An 18,863-nucleotide genomic window follows, 5' to 3' on the forward strand; every position below is an offset into this window, starting at 1 on the left:
GGTATAGAGGTCCGACCTATTTCCCCCTGGCCCCGGGGCGGGAAGGATGGCGACCTCGCTCACCGCGAGGCGCGGGGGCTGAGCTACTCCGGGCGGGGCGGGCCGGTCCGCGGCCGCGGCCACCACCGCCCTGCCGACCCGTCTGGATGGGCTCGGCGGGAATGCTGGGGTCCGGGGCGTAGCCGGTGATGACGTCCTTGGGCAGCTCCTTGCGCAGCAGCTTCTCGATGTCCCGGAGGAGCGAGTGCTCGTCCACGCAGACCAGGGAGAGGGCTTCGCCTTCACTTCCGGCCCGGCCCGTGCGGCCGATGCGGTGGATGTAGTCCTCGGGCACCTGGGGCAGCTCGAAGTTCACCACGTGGGGAAGCATGTCGATGTCCAGGCCTCGGGCCGCGATGTCCGTGGCCACGAGCACGCGCACGGCGCCCTTCTTGAAATCCTCCAGGGCCTTGATGCGCTGGGGCTGGCTCTTGTTTCCGTGGATGGCCATGGAGCTGATGCCGTCCTTATCGAGCTGTTCAGAGAGGCGGTTGGCGCCATGCTTGGTGCGGGTGAAGACCAGCACCTGCTCCAGCTTGCGGCTGGTGATCAGGTGGGCCAGAAGGTGGCGCTTGCGCTCCCGGTCCACGGGATGCACGACCTGGCGCACCAGCTCGGCGGCGGTGTTCTGGGGCGTGATCTGCACCGTGGCGGGGCTCTTCAGGAACTGCGCCGCCAGCTGCTTGATCTCGTCCGTGAAGGTGGCCGAGAAGAGGAGGGTCTGCCGGCTCTTGGGCAGGAGCGCAATGATCTTCTGGATGTCGCGGATGAAACCCATGTCGAGCATGCGGTCCGCTTCATCCAGGACCAGGACTTCGAGCTGGCTGAAGTTCAGGTTGCCTTGGCCCTGGTGGTCCAGGAGACGGCCCGGCGTGGCCACCAGGATCTCGACGCCAGCGCGGAGCGCCTTGGTCTGCGGGTTGATGTTCACGCCGCCGAAGATGGTGGTGGAGCGCAGGGGAATGTACTTCCCATAGGTGCGGACGCTCTCCTCCACCTGCATGGCCAGCTCGCGGGTGGGCGTGAGGATGAGGGCGCGGATGGGGTGGCGCGCGGGTGAGGCCGAGGAACTGGCGTGGGGTGCCAAGCGCTGCAGCAAGGGCAGGGTGAAACCGGCGGTCTTGCCGGTGCCGGTCTGCGCGCGACCCATGAGGTCGCGGCCCTCCAGCACCAGGGGGATCGCCTGGGACTGGATGGGGGTGGGATGTTCGTAGCCCTGCTCGCGTACGGCGCGCAGAAGCTCGGGCAGCAGCCCGAGGGTATCGAAGGACATGGTCGCTCCTGAGATGGCCCGCCCACGGAAGTTCCGGGGGCCCGGTCAGGGCGAAAAGTGGGGTTATTCGGATTGAAAAGAGGCGGAGACCGGGGGTCGCCTGCGATCACGAAGGCTTTACCTTACCACGGCGGTCAGGATTTGACGAGGGCCCTGGATCGTCCCACCCGGGAACCTGAACCGGCTGCCCTCCAGAGGAGCGCTGGGCTCGCGGGATTTCGTCATGAAAGTGTCACAAAATGTTTTAAATCAACAAGTTCTGGACAGGATGGGCCACTTTTGGGTGAACTATGGCTGATCTCCTCATGGTCTTTTGATTTGACTGGTTCTGCCCTTCACCAGGCGCTGGGGCCCATCTTGGTCCACCGCTGTTCCTGGCAGCCCCCGCCTCGACTGAGGTGGCAACCCCCCTCCACTCCAGGTCCAACTCACCCTTCTGTTGCGAGCCAACATGCGACGACCATCCACCCTTCCTGCGATTTTGTCCGGTCTGGCCCTGCTGGTCGCCGGTGCTCCACATCTCGCCGCCGGCCCCGAGCCCCAGCAGGCGGAGTCGGCTCCCAAGAAGGCCCCAGAAAAAGCCACCAAGCCCAAGAAGGAGGACATCCCCTCCGCAGTGGTCGTCGTGTCTGCCACCCGCACCGAGCGGGTGGAAAAGGAGACGACCACCACCGTGACCGTCACCACGGAAAAGGAAATTGAGCGGAATCTGGTCACCAACATCATCGACCTCACCCGGAATGAACCAGGCGTAGAGGTGAGCAACCAGCCAGACCGCAAGGGCGCCTCCAGCTTCAGCATCCGTGGCATCGGCGGTAACCGGGTGCTCATCCTAGTGGACGGGGTGAACCTCCCCGATGGTGCCGAGGCCTCCCGGGGGTTGAGCCGCGACTATGTGGACCTGGACTCCCTCAAGCGCGTGGAGATCCTCCGCGGCTCCGGTTCGGCCCTCTACGGGAGCGATGCACTTGCCGGTGTCGTGACCTATACCACTCTGGATGCCTCTGACCTGCTCAGCGAGAAAGGCACCTTCGCCGGCCGGTTCAAGACCGGCTATGCGAGCGTCAACAACCAGAAATCGGCCACCGCCACCGTGGCGGGCCGTCTGGGTGCCTGGGATGGCATCCTGGTCGCGACCCGCCGCCAGGGCAATGAGACGACTCCGGCCTTCGGCACCCCCAATCCCCTGTCCGCCTCCTCCTCCAGTGTCCTCGCCAAGCTGGGCTGGCAGCCCGCCGCACACCATCAGGTGCGCTTCGGCTACCAGGGCTTCGAGCGTCAGGAGAAGGTCTTCCTCCAAGGCCTGCTGGGCCCAGCCTTCGGCGCCCCCGGCACCTACATCGTCGACGACCGTGGTGACGACCGGAACCGGCGCAATCAGTTCAGCCTGGAGCATGTATTCGAGGACGATGCCGCCTTCCTGCAGCGCATCGAGTGGCGGATCTTCTACCAGACCGCCTATAGCCTCGAGCACACGGACGAGTACCGCCAGACCCGCACCGTCACTCCCTACATCGAGCGTGTCCGGATGACGGACTACACCTTCGACCAGAAGATCTGGGGCCTGCGCTCCCAGGCGGAGCGCCGATTCACCGTCGGCGGGTGGGCCCACCGCCTGCTCTTCGGCCTGGACCTGAATCGGACCCAGACCTCCGAGCCCTACGACCGCACCCAGATCACCTTCAACACAGGGGCTGTCACCAAGACCGTGGCCGGGCAGCTCTATCCCATCAAGCTCATCCCGGACTCCACCACCACCACTACGGGCCTCTTTGTCCAGGAGGAGATCCTCAGCCCCAGTGGGACCTGGTCCTTCGTGCCGGGGCTCCGCTTCGACCGCTACGACCTGAACCCCAAGACCGACGCCATCTTCCAGGCCGGCAACACCCTGAACACTCCCGTGGCTGCCATCAAGAACTCCGCCGTGAGCCCGAAGCTCGGCATCGTCGGCAAGCTCAACGACACTTGGTCGGCCTATACCCAGTACGCGCAGGGCTTCCGCAATCCGCCCTACGACTACACCAACATGACCATGACGTCCTTCGTCCAGGACTACCGGATCATACCGAACCCTAACCTGAAGCCCGAGCGCAGCCGCTCCTATGAGCTGGGCATCCGGGGCGACGGCAGCACCTGGAACCTCGGGTTCGCACTGTTCCAGAACCGCTACACGGACTTCATCACCGATGTGAACCTCGGCCCGGATCCCGTCTCCGGCGTGAGCATGACCTTCCAGTACCAGAACATCCAGGACGTGAAGATCGAGGGTGCCGAGCTGCGGACCGGCTGCGTCTTCCTCAGTGGTTGGCGCTCCAATTTCTCTGTTGCCTACTCCAAGGGCGAGGACGGCCGCACCCATGCCCCGATCAACTCGGTGGCTCCGCTGCGCTCAACCCTGGGCCTCGGCTACCACAGGGGCGACGCCTGGGGCGCGGATGCCACCCTCACGGTCGTATCCGCCAAGCGTCCGGCCGACGTGGCCCTCGATCCAAGCAACGGCTACACCGATCCTTTCCTCACCCCCGGCTACGCCAAGCTGGATCTGCTCGGTTTCGGCACCTTCCACTGGAGGGGCGAGTGGAGGCTCCAGGGCGGCCTCTTCAACGCCCTGGACAAGGGCTACTGGCGCTGGGAGGATGTGCGCGGCTTCCCCAATGGCGACTCCTACATTCCCCGCTACTCCCAGCCTGGGCGACACTTCGGAGTGAGCCTCACCTACAGCTGGAAGTAGCCTCGGACCCAAGCTCCACGGGCAGGCTCAGAGGGCGGCCAAGCGTGCCGCCACGTCACCCATGGCCCAGATTTCCTGATGGCCAGTGGCCATGTGCTTCACGGTCACGGTACCACCGTCGAGCTCGCCATCGCCGAGGATGAGCACGGTCTGGATGCCCAGGCGGTTGGCGGAGGCCATGGCCTTCTTCAGGGCGCCGCCACGGGTCTCCAGCTGCAGGGCGACGCCGGCATTCCACAGGGTTCGCGCCAGCTTCAGGGCCTCCGTGGTCGCGCGTTCGCCCAGAGGGATGAGCATGGCCGGCGCCGAGGCCGGGGCCTCACCCTTCACCTGCTGCAGCACCATGGCCAGACGGTCCAGGCCGATGGCCCAGCCGAAGGCGGGCACGTCGGGGCCGCCCAGGTGCTTGACCAGCAGGTCGTAGCGCCCACCGCCCAGGAGCGCGCTCTGGGCGCCGAGATCGGAGCTGAGCACCTCGAAGGCCGTACGGGTGTAGTAGTCCAGGCCGCGAACCAGACGGGGGTTCTCCTCGAAGGGGATGCCCAGCTCCGTGAGCAGCACCTTGAGTCGGGCGTGGTGCTTCGCAGAGGCCTCGTCCAGGTGGTCGGTGATGACCGGGTGACCCTCCAGGGCCGCCTGGCAGCGCTCGTTCTTGCAGTCCAGGACCCGCAGGGGATTGGTCTCGATGCGCCGGTGGCAGTCCTCACAGAACTGGTTCGCCCGCTCGGCGAAGAAGGCCCGGAAGGCGGCGTGAAACGCGGGCCGTGAATCGGGCGTACCCACGCTGTTGATGGAGAACACCAGCGACTTGAGGCCCAGCTCCGTGAGAAAGCTGTGGAGCATGAGCAGGGACTCGGCCTCGCTCTCGGGCGTGGCGACGCCGAAGCTCTCGGCGCCGATCTGCCAGAACTGGCGGTAGCGGCCCGTCTGCATGCGCTCGTAGCGGAACTGCTGGCCGATGTAGTAGAACAGCACGGGGTCGTTGTTCAGCAGAAGCTTGTGCTGGATGGCGGCCCGCACCACGCCGGCGGTGTTCTCCGGGCGCATCACGACCTCGCGGCCGCCCTTGTCCGTGAACTGGTACATCTCCTTGTTCACGATGTCGGAACTCTCGCCTACGCTGCGCTTGAAGACGTCCAGTTCCTCGAGGATCGGGGTGCGGATCTCGCCATAGCCGTGCCGGCCGAACACGCGGCGGGCGGTTTCCTCGATATGCTGGAACCAGCGCAGCTCCGCCCCGAAAAGATCCCGCATACCTTTCACCGACTGGGCCATGATCCGACTCCCGAGCATTCTGCTTGCCACCTTCAGCCTACTGGCTTGGGGCCAGAGTCCCAAACCCGCCGCCCCAGCGGCGCAACCCCCGCGCCTGAAGGTGATGGTGGACCCCGGCCATGGGGGCGATGATGGCGGCGCCAGGGGACCCAAGGGGCTCAAGGAGAAGACCGCCGCCCTGGAGATCGGCAAGGCCGTGGCCGCCCGACTGGAATCCGCAGGGTTCCAGGCCGTGCTCACCCGGGATGACGACACCTTTATCCCCCTCTGGGACCGGGCCAGGGTGGCCAACGCCCAGGGGGCCGACCTCTTCATCAGCCTCCACCTGAACGCCGCCCGGGCCAAGGCCGCCCGGGGCTCGGAGGTCTTCTTCCTGAGCCTGGGGAAGGGCGATGATGAAGACGTGGTGGCAGTGGAGAACGCAGGCGCCGGAGCGGGACCAGGCAGCGCTGACAGTGTGGTGGCCAGCATTCTGGACGACCTGGCGCAGAAGGCCTTTCTCCAGGACTCCGAGCGGCTGGCGGTGGCCGTCCAGACGCAGCTCAACCGGCTGGCCGGCATCAAGGAGCGGGGCGTCAAGCAGGCGCCCTTCATTGTCCTGCGCGGGGCCGCCATGCCCGCGGTGCTGGTCGAGGTCGCCTTCATCTCCAACCCGAAGGAGGAGGAGAAGCTGAAGGACCCTGTCTTCCGCGCCAAGGTCGCCGAGGCCATCACCCTGGGCGTCCGCCGCTACTTCGCCGAGACCAACGGCTCCGTGAGGCGGCGGATGGTGGGGGCACCGGGCTGAGGACCATTAGCTTCCGAAGCCGAGCGCTTTCTTCGCTGAAGCGGAAGCCATGTCCGGAAGCCGACCTTGAACCGAAGCCCGTTCGAAGCCATGATGGAAGGCCGCAGTACCCGTAGCTCAGTTGGATAGAGCGTTGGCCTCCGAAGCCAAAGGTCGCTGGTTCGATTCCAGTCGGGTGCACCAACAAAGCCAGGGGGGCCGCATGGCCCCCCTGGCTTTGTTGAGGTTCTGGGATCGAACCAGCGAGTGCATCGCCCGAGACGCGCACCACCACTTAGGCTGTCCCGATCCCGCGAAGGCCGTGACCGTCCTGTGAATTTCTGAACAGAGCCGGGTCGGGCTTTCTTCCTGGGCTACCCTGGAGTCCTGCCCCGGGAAGGTCCATGCGCAAGCCCTTTGCAGTGACGGTCACCTCAGTTTCGTTCGTGCTGCTGCATCTGGCCTGCCTGGCCGCGATCTGGCTGGCCTTCTCGTGGAAGCTGGTGGCGCTCTGCGCAGGGCTCTACCTGATCCGCATGTTCGCGGTGACGGCGGGTTACCACCGCTACTTCAGCCACCGCACCTACAAGCTGGGCCGGGTCCCCCAGTTCCTGCTGGCTTTCGTGGCCCAGACTTCGGCGCAGAAGGGCGTGCTCTGGTGGGCGGCCCACCACCGCCACCACCATCGCTTCTCTGATACCGCGCAGGACCTGCATTCGCCCGTGACCGACGGGTTCTGGTGGTCTCACGTGGGGTGGATCCTGTCGGACGCCCACGACCACTACGACACCCGGAGCATCGAGGACTTCGGCCGCTTTCCCGAGCTGCGCTTCCTCGATACCTACCACTGGCTCTGTCCCTGGCTGCTGGGCACGGCCACCTTCGCCTTCGGCGCCTGGACGGGCATAGGCGCCTGGGAGTCCCTGGTGTGGGGATTCGTCATCTCCACCGTGCTCCTCTGGCATGGGACCTTCTGCATCAACTCGCTCACCCACGTTTGGGGCACCCGACGGTTTGAGACCGGCGACCAGAGCCGCAACAACTTCGTGCTGGCCCTCATCACCCTGGGCGAGGGTTGGCACAACAACCACCACCACTACCAGGCCAGCTGCCGGCAGGGCATCCGTTGGTGGGAGTTCGATCCCACCTACTACGCGCTGAAAGTCCTGAGCTGGCTGCGCATTGTTCGTGACATCCGCCCTTTTCCCGCCTCGGCCATGGTGGTCCCCAAGCCATGAGCCGGATTGCGATCATCGGCTCCGGCATCGCCGGGCTTTCCTGCGCATGGCTCCTCAGTCGGGAACACGAGGTCTGGGTCTTCGAGAAGGAGGACCGGATCGGCGGCCACACCCACACGGTGACGTTGGCGACACCGGACGGCCCTGTTCCCGTGGACACTGGTTTCATCGTCCACAATCAGGTCAACTACCCGACCTTCCTCCGGCTCATGGCCGAACTCCATGTGGAGACCTGCCCCAGCGACATGAGCTTCGCTGCCAGCGGGAATGCCTTCCCCTGGTGCAGTCGTGGTCTCAACGGGCTCTTCACGGAACGACGGCATCTCTTGGACCCATCGTTCTACGGGCTCTGGCTGGAGGTGCTCCGCTTCAACCGAGTTGCCAAGGGCCTGCTTCAAGTCCCAGAGGCTGGGGGGCCGACCCTGGGCGAATACCTGGCCCACCATGGGTTCTCGGAGCGGTTCAAGGCGCAGTACCTCTATCCCATGGCCGGGGCCGTCTGGTCGACGACGCTGCTGGACATGGAGGCCTTCCCCGCCACCACCCTGGTGCGATTCTTCCACAACCATGGCTTCCTGGGTGTGACCACCCACCACCCCTGGCGCACCATCCCCGGCGGCACCTCCCGGTATCTTGAGCCTCTGACCAGGCCCTACCGGGACCGCATCGTGACCGGAGCGCGGATCATCAGCCTGCGGCGCACGGTAACCGGCGTCCACCTCCACCGGGAGGGCGAGGAGACCCAGGTCTTCGACCAGGTTGTCCTGGCCTGCCACGGAGACCAGGTGCTACCCCTCCTCGCGGATCCAAGTCCCGCTGAGCGGGAGATTTTCGGGGCCTTCACGAGCAATCGCACACCCACGGTGCTGCATCGGGACGCCTCCCTGCTGCCCTCCAAGCGGCGTGGCTGGGCCTCCTGGAACTTCCGCGAGCACGGCGACTCCGGTCGGCTGGTGCTGTCCTACCACATGAACCGTCTCCAACCCCTGGCCACCAGGCAGGACTGGTTCGTGAGCCTGCACGCGGAGGACCTGCTCGACCCTTCCACCATCGCCGGTCGCTATGCCTACGAGCACCCCCGCTTCACCCGGGAGGCCATCCGCGCCCAGGCACGCTGGGCCGAGGTGAGCGGACCGGGCTCGGTCCAGGGCCGAACCCACTACGCCGGGGCCTACTGGAGCTACGGCTTTCATGAGGACGGCGTCCGTTCCGGAGTCAGGGTTGCGCGTGACCTGGGTGTCGCATGGTGAACCACGACCCCACTGCGGGAGGTCTTGCGTATCCGCAGAGCGGATACCAAGTGGACGGCGTCCGTTCCGGAGTCAGGGTTGCGCGTGACCTGGGTCTTCCATGGTGAGCCTCCCCGAACCCGCCCTCTATGTGGGCCAGGTGCGGCACCGTCGGCAGAAGCCGAAGGTCCACGCCTTCACCTACCCGCTGTTCATGGCCTTCATGGATGTGGACCGCATTCCCGAGCTGTGCAGGATCTCCCCATTCCTCAGCTACGGCCGCTGGAACTGGGCGGCCTATCACGAGGAGGATCAGTTTGGGGATCCCGCGCTGCCCCTGCGGGAGCGGCTCCGCCTGGATTCCGAGGCCAAGGGCCATCAACTGCCGGGTGGCCCCATCTACCTGCTGACCCACCTCCGCTACCTTGGCATCTGCTTCAACCCCGTGAGCTACTTCTACTGCTACAACCCGGAGGGGCACCTGGCCCTGATCATGGCCCAGGTGAGCAATACGCCCTGGCGGGAGCGCCACACCTACTGGATGCCCGTCGCCGAGGGGCATCAGGGACCCGGCGGGGTCAGCTTCGACGTGGCCAAGACTTTCCATGTGAGCCCCTTCATGCCCATGGACTGCCGCTACCGCTGGGCTTTTACTCCCCCCGGGGACACCTTGAAGGTGACCATCGTTGAATTTGAACGTCTAGATTTGTTTTTTGACGTTTCCCTCGAGCTGAAGAAACAATTCTGGACAGCCAGCATCCTATTGAAAACGCTCATCCAGTTCCCCTGGATGACGCTCAAGGTGCTCACGGCCATTCATTGGGAGGCTTTCTGGCTATGGATCAAGCGCGTGCCGGTGTTCACCCATCCCGGTCCTTCCCGACCTCAAGCCCCGCCTCCCCCTTCGCCCAGCGCCTCCTCCTGAAGGCCTTGGCCCGCATCCGGGCCGGGCGGCTGGATCTCGAGGTGGACGGACAGGTCCATGTCTTCGGCGATCCCGAGGCCACGCTGCGGGCCCGGGTCCGCATCCGCGATAACCGGGTCTTCCGGACCGGGCTGCTGCACGGCGAGGTAGGGCTGGGCGAGGCCTACATGGCGGGCTGGTGGGAGGCGGAAGATCTCGTCGCCGTGGTCCGCATCGCCGTGCGCAACATGGCCGCCTTCGACCACGGCGGGGGCTTCCTGGCCACCCTGGGCAAGGCCGCCAACCGCCTGCTGCACCGGCGGCGCCGCAACCACGTGGAGGGGTCCCGCCGGAACATTGGCCACCACTATGACCTGGGCAACAACTTCTACCGGCTGTGGCTGGATCCGACCCTGGCCTACTCCTGCGCGGTCTTCGAGTCGACGGACCAGAGCCTGGAGGATGCCCAGCGGGCCAAGTTCGAGCTCATCTGCCGCAAGCTCCAGCTGGGGCCCGGCGACCATCTGCTGGAGATCGGCACCGGCTGGGGCGGGTTTGCCGTCCATGCGGCCAGGACCCGGGGCTGCCGGATCACCACCACCACCATCAGCCAGCAGCAGTTCGACTACGCCCGGGAGCTGTTCAGGCGGGAAGGGGTGGCGGATCGCATCGAGCTCCGCCTGGAGGACTACCGACACCTCTCGGGACAATACGACAAGGCCGTGAGCATCGAGATGTTCGAGGCCGTGGGGCTGGAGTATTACGACACCTACTTCGGCACCGTGGACCGCCTGCTGAAGCCCGGCGGACGCTTCCTGCTCCAGACCATCACCATGAACGAGCGGCAGTTTTCCGCCTACATCCGCCAGAGTGACTGGATCCAGAAGCACGTCTTCCCCGGCGCCGAGCTGGCTTCCCTCTCCCGGATCCTGGCCTCTGTCGGGCGCTGCACGACCATGAACCTGCACCACCTGGAAGACATCGGCCTACACTACGCCCACACCCTGGGGGCCTGGCGAGCGGCCTTCCTGGCACGGCGGGACGAGGTGCGGGCCCAGGGGTTCGATGAGACCTTCATCCGGATGTGGGACTACTACCTGGCCTACTGCGAGGGCGCCTTTGCGGAGCGCTACATCGGGGATGCCCAGCTGCTGCTGGCCAAGGCCGATGGCGGTGCCGCCCTCTTCAACGAGCCCTGGTGATGCGGGGCCTCTGGATCTTCGCCATCGCCGTGTTTGCCGCCATGGTGGCCGTCACCACCTGGGCAAGCCTTGAGGCCAACGTCCTCGTGGGCTTCCAGCGCATGCTGGCGGATCGCTGGGGCGTGGCCACGCTTTTTGACGCCTACCTGGGCTTCCTCTGGTTCTGGCTCTGGATCGCCTACAAGGAAGCCTCCCTTGGGTGGAGCCTCCTCTGGCTGCTCCTGCTCCTCGCCATGGGCAACCTTGCCATGGCGGCCTACGTGATGATCCAGCTGGCCCGGCTGAAGCCCGGCGCCGGCTTCGAGGCCCTGCTGCTGAGGAAGCCTTGATGGGCTGGTTGCGGCGCCGGCTCTGGGAGCCGCTGCTGGCCCAGCTCCGGCAGGGCCTCAGCCCCGAGCGCATGGCCTGGAGCCTGGCCCTGGGCCTGGGTGCGGGCGTCTCGCCCCTGGTGGGCTCCTCCACCGGGCTCTGCATCCTGCTCGCCCTGACCTTCCGGCTGAACCAGGTGGTCATGCAAGTGGCCAACTACCTGGCCTACCCCCTGCAGCTGGCCCTGCTCATCCCCTTCATCCGCCTGGGCGAAAAGCTCTTCGATGCGCCGCGCCTGCCCCTGTCCATCGAGGTCCTCTCCCAGGCCATCCGCGCCGATGCCTGGGGGGCCCTGCACACCTTCTGGACCAGCCTCTGGCATGCCGGGGTGGCCTGGTTGCTGACGGCGCCGTTGGGTTCGGCCTTGCTGGCGCTTCTTTTGACGCCGCTCTTCCGGGCCACGGCCCGTCGCTTCAGACAGGTGTCAGCATGATGGCTACAGCACTCTGGGGGGCCGGAATCCTGGGCCTCATGCAATTGGGCTTCTGGCTCTGGCAGGTCCGTACCCGCAATGCCGGCTGGGTGGATGTGGGCTGGGCCCTGGGTCTGGCCGTCATGGCCCTGCTGGCGGCGGCCCTGGGCCCCGCGCCGCTGGAGCGGCGACTCCTGGTGGGGTTCATGGGCGGGCTCCACGGCCTGCGGCTGGGTCTGCACCTTTGGCGCCGGGTGGCCACGGACGCCCACGAGGACGGTCGCTACCAGGCCATCCGGGCCGCCTGGAAGACCGGCACCAACGCCAAGTTCTTCGTCTTCTTCCAAGCCCAGGCCCTGCTGGATGTTGTGCTGGGCCTGCCCTTCCTGCTCGCCGCCTGGAACCCCCGACCCGGGCTCCATCCCCTGGAGTGGGTCGCAGCCGTCCTCTGGCTAGGCGCTTGGGTCGGCGAATCCACCGCCGACCGTCAGCTCCGCCGCTTCAAGGCCCGGCCCGAGGCGGCGGGCAGGACGTGCCGCGAGGGCCTGTGGCGCTTCTCCCGTCACCCCAACTACTTCTTCGAGTGGCTGGTCTGGGTGGCCTACCTCCTGCTGGCCCTGTCCGCGCCCTGGGGCTGGACGGCGGTCCTCTGCCCGGCCCTGATGCTCTACTTCCTGCTGCGGGTGACGGGCATCCCCTATACCGAGGCCCAGAGCCTCCGCAGCCGTCCCGAGGACTATGCTCGCTACCAGCGGGAGACCTCGGCCTTCATCCCCTGGTTTCCGAGGACCGGCGCATGATCGACACGCTTCTCACCGCCGGCCTCGTGCCCGATGCCGTAACCCGCCTCGGTATCCGGAGGCTGCTGCGTCAGCGTCTCCGGGAGGAATCCGAAGGAGGGCTCGAAGCTGCGCACGAGCGGTTCCGCCGCCACCTGGAAGCCTGGTCCGCTGGCCCCATCGCCGTGCATACCCAGGCCGCCAATGACCAGCACTACGAAGTGCCACCGCGCTTCTTTGAGCTGGTGCTCGGTCCTCACCTCAAATACAGCTCCGCTCTGTTCCAGCAGGGAACCACGGACCTCGGGCGGGCCGAAGAAGCCATGCTGGCCCTGACTTGCGAGCGGGCCCTGCTGGCGGACGGGCAGGACATCCTCGAGCTGGGGTGTGGCTGGGGCAGCCTCACCCTGTGGATGGCAGAGCATTTTCCCGGCAGCCGGATCACAGGCGTGTCGAACTCGAAGGACCAGCGGGCCTTCATCCTCGCCCGGGCGGCCGAGCGGGGGCTCGCCAACCTGACGATCCTGACGGCGGACATGAACCTCTTCGAGGCCCCAGGCTCCTACGACCGCGTGGTCAGCGTGGAGATGTTCGAGCACATGCGCAACCACAGGGAGCTGATGGCCCGCATCGCCAGGTGGCTGCGGCCCGGCGGCGCGCTGTTCGTCCACATCTTCACCCATCGGGACTTCACCTACCCCTTCGAGGTCCGCGACGATTCGGACTGGATGGCGAAACACTTCTTCACGGGCGGCATCATGCCGTCGGATGCCTACCTGGCGCGCTTCCAGGATCACCTGAGGCTGGAGGACCACTGGAGGGTCAGCGGCACGCACTACCAGGCCACGGCCGAGGCCTGGCTGCGGAACCAGGACCACCATCGGCAGGAGATCCTCGGACTGTTTGGGACCGTCTACGGTTCCGAGGCGGCCTGGCGCTTCGCCCAGTGGCGCATCTTCTTCATGGCCTGCGCCGAGCTGTGGGGCTTCCGGGGAGGTTCGGAGTGGCTGGTCAGCCACTACCGCTTCCACCGCCCCTGATCCCCGGATAGCCTGTCATTACCTGGATATTTGGAGCCTCGAGCATGAGCGAGTCGCGCGACCGCAAACCCTCCGTGATCAAGAAACGGTTCCCTTGGGGCTGGGTGGTGCTCGGGCTGCTTGGCGTGGGGGCCCTCGTGGCCATGATGGCTGCCCGGGGTGGCCCCGTGGCGGTCTCTGTCTCGTCCCCGACGGTCTTCAAGGCGGGGGAGCGCAACCCGCTGGTGACCGCCTCGGGCTATCTGGTGGCACGCACCCGGGCCACCCTCTCGAGCAAGGTGCTGGGCCGCGTCAGCTGGCTGGGTGTCCAGGAAGGCAGCCACGTCACCAAGGGGCAGATCCTGGCCCGACTGGAGTCACCGGACCTGGCGGCCAGCCGGGACCAGGTGCAGGCCCAGCTGGATCAGGCCCGGGTGGACCTGGACCGGGCGGAGAAGCTGCGCACCCTGGGCATCCAGGACGCAGCCACCGTGGACCGGCTGCGGAGTCAGAAGCTCACCCTGGAGGCCCAGCTGGCCTACCAGAATGCCCTGCTCGACAGCATGGCCCTGAAGGCGCCCTTCAGTGGCGTGGTCACCCAGAAACTGTCCGAGGTCGGCGAGACCGTGGCGCCCGGCAGCGCGGGCGGCGCCAACGCCATCAACGCCATCCTGGTCATGGCGGACTTCGACACGCTCGAGGTGGAAGTCGAGGTGAACGAGGCTTCCATCGCCAAGCTCAAGCGGGGCATGCCCGCGGAAATCCGGGTGGATGCCCTGGACGGGCAGGGCGGCCGGGCCAACCTGAAGGGCCGGCTCCGCGAGATCTACCCCAGCTCCAACCGCCAGAAGGCCGTGGTCATCGTGCGTGTGGCCTTCGTCGAGAAGGACGCCCTGCTGGTGCCGGACATGGGTGCCAAGGTCACCTTCCTCGGCGAGGCCTACCCGCAGGATGTGGTGGTGCTGGGCCGGGAGCAGGTCAAGAAGCAGGACGGCAAGCCCTTCGTATGGGTGGTGGAAAATGGCCTGGCGATGCGCAAGGTCGTGACCGTCAAGGCGGAGAACCCCATCGGCCTGGAGGTGGATGGCCTGGCCAAGGACGCGCAGCTCATCGTGGCGCCGCCCGAATCGCTGAAGCCCGGGGCCAAGGTGAGGGTGAAGCAGGGATGACCAGCGATCGCTTCGACCTGGGCGGGGGCGAGCCCATCATCACCCTGCGCGACATCGCCAAGAGCTACTGGCGGGAGGAGTTGGAGATCCCGGTGCTCCAGGGCATCGACCTGGAGATTCCGGCTGGCGCCTACATCGCCCTGATGGGTCCTTCCGGCAGCGGCAAGACCACGCTGCTCAACCTCATCGCGGGCATCGATCGGCCCACGGGCGGTTCCCTGGAAGTCTGCGAGCACGAGCTGAACGACCTGGACGATGATCAGCTGGCCTCCTGGCGCAATGCCCATGTGGGTTTCATCTTCCAGAACTACAACCTGGTGCCCGTGCTGAACGCCTTCGAGAATGTCGAGCTGCCCCTCCTGGTGTCTCGTGCGGGCCGGGGCGAGCGGCGGGACCGCGTGGAGCAGGCGCTGACCCTTGTGAACCTGACGGACAAGATGCGGAACTATCCCCGGCAGCTCAGCGGCGGCCAGGAGCAGCGCGTGGCCATCGCCCGGGCCATCGTCACGAACCCCGACCTGCTGGTCGCCGACGAGCCCACCGGGGCCCTGGATGCCAAGAATGCCGAGGAGGTCCTGGGCCTCATGGAGCGCCTCAACTCGGAGCTCGGCAAGACCATCGTGATGGTCACCCATGATCCCAAGGCTGCCCATCATGCAAAGCATCAGATACACCTGGAGAAGGGCGTGCTGGACAAGGCCGTCGAGGTGAACCGGTGACCGGCGAGGTCCCCTGATGCGCTGGCTGGCGCTCATCTGGAAGAGCCTCATGCGCTCCAAGCGACGCACCCTGCTCATCGTGGGCAGCCTCGTGCTGTCGGTGTTCACGGTGGCCGTGCTCCAGAGCCTGCTCACCACCCTGGACGCCGTCACCAACAACCCCAACTCCAGCAACCGGCTGGTGGTCCGGCACAAGAGCGGCTTGACCCAGATGCTGCCCCGCAGCTACGAGGCGTATCTTCGCCAGCAGCCGGAAGTGGAGACCGTCTGTGCCCTCCAGTGGTTCGGCGGGTACTACCAGGACCCCCGCAACTTTTTCGCGAACTTCGCCAGTGACGAGACGACCTTGTTTCAGACCTTCAAGGAAGAGTTCGGGGTGGCAGGCATTACCGAGGCCCAGATGAAGGACTACATCCGGGATGGCGCCGGTTGCATCGTCGGCGAGAGCCTGGCCAGGAAGAACGGCTGGAAGGTCGGGGATGTGGTGCCGCTTACGGGCACCATCTTTCCCATCAATCCCCGGCTCACCATCCGGCTGATCTTCCGGAGCCCCAAGCCCTCGGACGAGAATGTCCTCCACTTCCACTACAAGCTCCTGGAGGAAGGCGTCCCTCGGATGAAGGGCCTGGTGGGTTCCTTCTGGCTGCGCGCCCATCGGCCCGAGGACATCCCCCGCCTGGTGGAGCGCGTGGACCGCCACTACGCCAACAGCGCCTACGAGACCCTTACGGAGACGGAGAACGCCTTCAACCTCAGCTTCGTGAAGATGCTCGGCAACATCGGCGCCATCATCCAGGGCATCACGGCCGCCGTGGTGGTGGCCATCCTCATCGTCACGGGCAACACCATGGCCACGGCCATCCGGGAACGCACCACCGAAATCGCCGTGTTCCGGGCCATGGGCTTCTCCACGGGCCGGGTGCTGGCCCTGCTGCTGGCCGAGGGCGTGCTACTGGTGGGCGCGGGCGGCGCCCTCGGCGTGCTGCTGGCCAACCTGGCCGCTGGCGGCGTCCGCAGCTCACTGGGCATGGCCATGCCCTTCTTCGCGGACTTCGCCATCCTCCCCGATACCATCCTGGCCTGCCTGGCCGGAGCCCTGGCCATTGGTGTCTTGGCCACCTTCATTCCGGCCTACTCAGCCACCCGGCGCCCCATCACCGATGGGTTGAAGGCCATTGGTTGATGATTGGCCTCCTGTTCGCCCTTCCTTTCGTGGCCTACCTGGCCTGGCTGGTGTGGGCCCTGGTGGCCTATCCCATTCCCTTGGGCTACAACCTGCGTTCCCTTTGGCAGCGCAAACTGTCGAGTCTCAGCACGGCGGCAGCCATCGCCCTGGTGGTGGGCATCTTCGTGGTTGTGCTCAGCCTGGCCCAGGGACTCTCCGTGGCCTTCGTCAGCAGCGGCCGGCCAGACCAGGCCCTCGTGTTGCGGCCCAACGCCCGGTTCGAGCTGAACAGCTCCATTGAGCGGGACCGCATGCGCATCCTGAAGGTACATCCCCTGCTCAAGCGGGATGCGGCGGGACCCATGGCCAGCGCCGAGGTCGTGGTAGTGAAGCTCTTCCCCATGGCGGACGGCACCGACACCAACGTGACGGTGCGCGGGCTGGAGGGCAGGGGCATCACCCTGCGCCCCCAGGTCCAATTGGTTCAGGGGCGCTGGTTCCGGCCGGGTCTCAGCGAAGTGGTGGTGCCCCGCAAGATGCAGGGACGGTTCCCGACCTTGGAACTTGGCCGCAACCTGCGCATGGGCGGTCGGGATTGGCTGATCGTGGGCACCTTCGATGCCGGTGGTGCCAGTTACGAGAGCGAGGTCTGGTCCGACGTGAACGACGTGATGCAGGCCTTCCGACGCGAATCCTACTCGGCCATGGTGGCCCGCCTAGAGAGCCCGGAGCGGGTCGACGGTTTCATGAAGGCCGTGGAGGATGACAAGCGGCTGAAGTTGGAAGTGATCCGGGAGACGGACTACTTCAAGGAACTCACCAAGGCGGGCGACCCCATCAAGATCCTGGGCAACCTCATCACCCTGATCCTCACCGGCGCAGCCATCTTTGCGGCCATGAACACCATGTACGCCGCCGTGGCCGGACGCACCAAGGAGATCGGCACCCTGCGGGCCCTGGGTTTCCGCCAGCGGGAGATCCTGGCCAGCTTCCAGTGGGAGAGCATCTTCCTGTGCCTGACAGGCGGCATCCTGGGATCAGGTCTGGCCCTCTTCGCCAACGGCATCCAGACCGGCACGACCAGCTTTGAGACCTTCAGCGACGTGAGCTTCGCCTTCACCATCACTCCGGGCCTCATGGCCCAAGGGGTGGCATTCAGCCTGGTGATGGGGCTGCTGGGGGGGATTCTGCCGGCCTGGCGGGCCAGCCGCATCCCGCTGACTGAGGCGATGAAGGGGGGTTGAGGCGGCTGCGCCTGCAGCGCACCTGCCCTGGAGGTCAATTGGAGCCGATCTTGACAACCATCGTTTTGCGAGGCAGATTGAGAGGGCTTACTTCTCCTGAGCTGGAGGGCCTCGTGGACCGTGAATTGCTGAAGGGCAGCACCCCGTTGCTGCTATTGTCCCTGCTCTGCGAGGGGCCGATGTATGGCTACCAGATCATCGAGACGGTCCGCCAGCGGACGGGGGGCACTTATACGCTGAAAGAGGGGGCCTTGTACCCCGCTCTCCACAAACTCGAGGCCACCGAGTTCATCGCCTCCTACTGGGAAACCCAGGAAAACGGCCGGGAGCGGCGCTACTACGCCATCCAGCCGGCCGGTCTGGCTTTCCTGACGGCCAAGAAGAAGGAATGGAACCAGTTCGTGGACATGGTCCAGGCCTTCGTGGGGCCCAGGGCCTAGCGGTTTCCCGTGTCCAGGGCGCTCGAAGCCTATCTCGTCCAGGTGGGGTCAGGCCTCAAGGGCCTGTCGCGGCGGCGTCGCCTGACGGTGATCCGCGAACTGGAAGCACACTTGCTGGACGAGGCGGAGGCCCGGGGCATCGAGTCCGAATCCGGCATGGCGGCCATGCTCTCCGAGAAGGAGCACCCCAGCCTGTTGGCGGAAGAACTCGCGGCCGGAGAGGGCCAGGATGCCAACCACCGGGGAGGCACCGCCCTCGCCGCGGGCATGATCATCGGGCTCGCCACCGGGGGGCACATGTGGTTCGAGGGCTGGCGCTGGTACATCGCCCTGGCCTTCGCTGCGGCGCAGGGCCTGGCCGTGGGGGCCGGTTATTTCTGGGTCCGCCGCCACTGGCTGCGGCTGGATCCCTGGGCCCGCACCCTGGTGGCCGTGCTCATCACGGCCCTGCTGTCCATCCCCCTGGGCTTCACCACGCACCACGGCTTCAAGCCGACCCGCCTCCTCTATGGCGCCTTCACAGGGTTCCTGCTGGAGCGCCACAGCCAGGAACGCCCCCTCTGGCAGACGCTGCTGGAGCCGGTGGTGTTCACGGCCCTCATGTTCATCCTCGAGGCGGGGGTGCTGGGGCGGATCCAGTTCCAGTGGTGGAAGGTGCCCCTGGAGCTCAGCTTCAATGCCACCATCCTGCTGAGCGTGATGCTGGCCACCCGGTTCAAGCGCCTGCTGGCAGAGCGCCGGGTGCTCACCCCCCAGGAACAACAAGGATGAGGCCTCTTGAGGGAATCCCCCTTGAGTCAAAAGGGTTCGGGCGGTAGACTGGTCGTCTTGCGTGGACAAGCCGCGTGCACAAACCCCGCTTGTGGGGGCATCCGGTCGGTCCCAGGAGG

18 protein-coding genes and 1 tRNA gene are annotated in these 18,863 nt (G+C 66.2%); 17 read left to right on the forward strand and 2 right to left on the reverse strand.

What is annotated here, in order from left to right; genetic code table 11:
* Positions 1-16 precede the first annotated feature (16 nt).
* Positions 17-1,312 carry a DEAD/DEAH box helicase gene (locus WAS25_RS12780; RefSeq protein WP_422312682.1) on the reverse strand — a complete coding sequence of 432 codons (1,296 nt, stop codon included), beginning with the start codon at positions 1,310-1,312 and terminating at the stop codon, positions 17-19.
* A 451-nt stretch (positions 1,313-1,763) separates the two neighbouring features.
* Here WAS25_RS12780 and WAS25_RS12785 point away from each other — a divergent pair, with 451 nt between their 5' ends.
* On the forward strand, positions 1,764-4,043 hold the full coding sequence (locus WAS25_RS12785; protein ID WP_422312684.1) for a TonB-dependent hemoglobin/transferrin/lactoferrin family receptor: 2,280 nt from the start codon (positions 1,764-1,766) through the stop codon (positions 4,041-4,043).
* Positions 4,044-4,070: 27 nt separating this feature from the next.
* On the opposite strand, the gene hisS is transcribed toward WAS25_RS12785, so the two are convergent.
* Positions 4,071-5,336 (reverse strand): histidine--tRNA ligase, encoded by a 1,266-nt coding sequence (gene hisS, locus WAS25_RS12790; protein WP_422312686.1) that lies wholly within the window; start codon positions 5,334-5,336, stop codon positions 4,071-4,073.
* Here hisS and WAS25_RS12795 point away from each other — a divergent pair.
* The 16 genes from WAS25_RS12795 to WAS25_RS12870 all read left to right on the forward strand — a co-directional run bounded on the left by WAS25_RS12795 (position 5,317) and on the right by WAS25_RS12870 (position 18,744).
* Positions 5,317-6,105: an N-acetylmuramoyl-L-alanine amidase family protein gene (locus tag WAS25_RS12795; protein ID WP_422312688.1), complete on the forward strand. Its 789-nt coding sequence runs from the start codon at positions 5,317-5,319 to the stop codon at positions 6,103-6,105. The genes hisS and WAS25_RS12795 overlap by 20 nt on opposite strands.
* A 106-nt stretch (positions 6,106-6,211) precedes the next feature.
* Positions 6,212-6,288: transfer RNA gene (locus WAS25_RS12800), tRNA-Arg, on the forward strand.
* Between the two features lie 200 nt (positions 6,289-6,488).
* Complete coding sequence (locus WAS25_RS12805) at positions 6,489-7,322, forward strand: acyl-CoA desaturase (RefSeq protein WP_422312690.1); 834 nt, start codon at positions 6,489-6,491, stop codon at positions 7,320-7,322.
* Positions 7,319-8,572 carry an NAD(P)/FAD-dependent oxidoreductase gene (locus WAS25_RS12810; RefSeq protein ID WP_422312692.1) on the forward strand — a complete coding sequence of 418 codons (1,254 nt, stop codon included), beginning with the start codon at positions 7,319-7,321 and terminating at the stop codon, positions 8,570-8,572. Before WAS25_RS12805 ends, WAS25_RS12810 begins: the two co-directional genes overlap by 4 nt.
* A 100-nt stretch (positions 8,573-8,672) precedes the next feature.
* On the forward strand, positions 8,673-9,476 hold the full coding sequence (locus WAS25_RS12815) for a DUF1365 domain-containing protein (protein WP_422312694.1): 804 nt from the start codon (positions 8,673-8,675) through the stop codon (positions 9,474-9,476).
* A 5-nt stretch (positions 9,477-9,481) separates the two neighbouring features.
* Positions 9,482-10,657 (forward strand): class I SAM-dependent methyltransferase, encoded by a 1,176-nt coding sequence (locus WAS25_RS12820; protein ID WP_422312696.1) that lies wholly within the window; start codon positions 9,482-9,484, stop codon positions 10,655-10,657.
* Positions 10,657-10,986: a DUF1475 family protein gene (locus WAS25_RS12825; RefSeq protein ID WP_422312698.1), complete on the forward strand. Its 330-nt coding sequence runs from the start codon at positions 10,657-10,659 to the stop codon at positions 10,984-10,986. Before WAS25_RS12820 ends, WAS25_RS12825 begins: the two co-directional genes overlap by 1 nt.
* Positions 10,986-11,459 (forward strand): DUF2062 domain-containing protein, encoded by a 474-nt coding sequence (locus tag WAS25_RS12830; protein ID WP_422312700.1) that lies wholly within the window; start codon positions 10,986-10,988, stop codon positions 11,457-11,459. Before WAS25_RS12825 ends, WAS25_RS12830 begins: the two co-directional genes overlap by 1 nt.
* Positions 11,459-12,238: a DUF1295 domain-containing protein gene (locus WAS25_RS12835; protein ID WP_422312702.1), complete on the forward strand. Its 780-nt coding sequence runs from the start codon at positions 11,459-11,461 to the stop codon at positions 12,236-12,238. Before WAS25_RS12830 ends, WAS25_RS12835 begins: the two co-directional genes overlap by 1 nt.
* Positions 12,235-13,257: an SAM-dependent methyltransferase gene (locus tag WAS25_RS12840; RefSeq protein WP_422312704.1), complete on the forward strand. Its 1,023-nt coding sequence runs from the start codon at positions 12,235-12,237 to the stop codon at positions 13,255-13,257. The genes WAS25_RS12835 and WAS25_RS12840 overlap by 4 nt, the downstream gene beginning before the upstream one ends.
* A gap of 44 nt (positions 13,258-13,301) precedes the next feature.
* Complete coding sequence (locus tag WAS25_RS12845) at positions 13,302-14,405, forward strand: efflux RND transporter periplasmic adaptor subunit (protein ID WP_422312706.1); 1,104 nt, start codon at positions 13,302-13,304, stop codon at positions 14,403-14,405.
* The gene (locus tag WAS25_RS12850) at positions 14,402-15,124 is read left to right on the forward strand and encodes an ABC transporter ATP-binding protein (RefSeq protein ID WP_422312708.1); all 723 of its coding nucleotides are present in this window, start codon (positions 14,402-14,404) and stop codon (positions 15,122-15,124) included. The genes WAS25_RS12845 and WAS25_RS12850 overlap by 4 nt, the downstream gene beginning before the upstream one ends.
* A gap of 16 nt (positions 15,125-15,140) precedes the next feature.
* Positions 15,141-16,307: an ABC transporter permease gene (locus WAS25_RS12855; protein ID WP_422312710.1), complete on the forward strand. Its 1,167-nt coding sequence runs from the start codon at positions 15,141-15,143 to the stop codon at positions 16,305-16,307.
* Complete coding sequence (locus WAS25_RS12860) at positions 16,307-17,533, forward strand: ABC transporter permease (protein ID WP_422312712.1); 1,227 nt, start codon at positions 16,307-16,309, stop codon at positions 17,531-17,533. Before WAS25_RS12855 ends, WAS25_RS12860 begins: the two co-directional genes overlap by 1 nt.
* Before the next feature lie 113 nt (positions 17,534-17,646).
* Complete coding sequence (locus tag WAS25_RS12865; protein ID WP_285568689.1) at positions 17,647-17,973, forward strand: PadR family transcriptional regulator; 327 nt, start codon at positions 17,647-17,649, stop codon at positions 17,971-17,973.
* Between the two features lie 9 nt (positions 17,974-17,982).
* A complete protein-coding gene (locus tag WAS25_RS12870; protein ID WP_422312716.1) occupies positions 17,983-18,744 on the forward strand; it encodes a hypothetical protein in 762 nt (253 codons plus the stop codon).
* Positions 18,745-18,863: the final 119 nt, after the last annotated feature.

Origin of the sequence: Geothrix sp., assembly GCF_049292215.1 — a bacterium.
GTDB lineage: Bacteria > Acidobacteriota > Holophagae > Holophagales > Holophagaceae > Geothrix.

Bases quoted from the DNA above. Each gene is read 5' to 3' on its own strand.
- WAS25_RS12830 (WP_422312700.1), top strand. From the start codon at position 10,986: ATGGGCTGGTTGCGGCGCCGGCTCTGGGAGCCGCTGCTGGCCCAGCTC.
- WAS25_RS12855 (WP_422312710.1), top strand. From the start codon at position 15,141: ATGCGCTGGCTGGCGCTCATCTGGAAGAGCCTCATGCGCTCCAAGCGA.
- WAS25_RS12780 (WP_422312682.1), bottom strand. From the start codon at position 1,312: ATGTCCTTCGATACCCTCGGGCTGCTGCCCGAGCTTCTGCGCGCCGTA.
- WAS25_RS12815 (WP_422312694.1), top strand. From the start codon at position 8,673: ATGGTGAGCCTCCCCGAACCCGCCCTCTATGTGGGCCAGGTGCGGCAC.
- WAS25_RS12835 (WP_422312702.1), top strand. From the start codon at position 11,459: ATGGCTACAGCACTCTGGGGGGCCGGAATCCTGGGCCTCATGCAATTG.
- WAS25_RS12840 (WP_422312704.1), top strand. From the start codon at position 12,235: ATGATCGACACGCTTCTCACCGCCGGCCTCGTGCCCGATGCCGTAACC.
- WAS25_RS12860 (WP_422312712.1), top strand. From the start codon at position 16,307: ATGATTGGCCTCCTGTTCGCCCTTCCTTTCGTGGCCTACCTGGCCTGG.
- WAS25_RS12825 (WP_422312698.1), top strand. From the start codon at position 10,657: ATGCGGGGCCTCTGGATCTTCGCCATCGCCGTGTTTGCCGCCATGGTG.
- WAS25_RS12850 (WP_422312708.1), top strand. From the start codon at position 14,402: ATGACCAGCGATCGCTTCGACCTGGGCGGGGGCGAGCCCATCATCACC.
- WAS25_RS12810 (WP_422312692.1), top strand. From the start codon at position 7,319: ATGAGCCGGATTGCGATCATCGGCTCCGGCATCGCCGGGCTTTCCTGC.
- WAS25_RS12785 (WP_422312684.1), top strand. From the start codon at position 1,764: ATGCGACGACCATCCACCCTTCCTGCGATTTTGTCCGGTCTGGCCCTG.
- hisS (WP_422312686.1), bottom strand. From the start codon at position 5,336: ATGCTCGGGAGTCGGATCATGGCCCAGTCGGTGAAAGGTATGCGGGAT.
- WAS25_RS12795 (WP_422312688.1), top strand. From the start codon at position 5,317: ATGATCCGACTCCCGAGCATTCTGCTTGCCACCTTCAGCCTACTGGCT.
- WAS25_RS12805 (WP_422312690.1), top strand. From the start codon at position 6,489: ATGCGCAAGCCCTTTGCAGTGACGGTCACCTCAGTTTCGTTCGTGCTG.
- WAS25_RS12845 (WP_422312706.1), top strand. From the start codon at position 13,302: ATGAGCGAGTCGCGCGACCGCAAACCCTCCGTGATCAAGAAACGGTTC.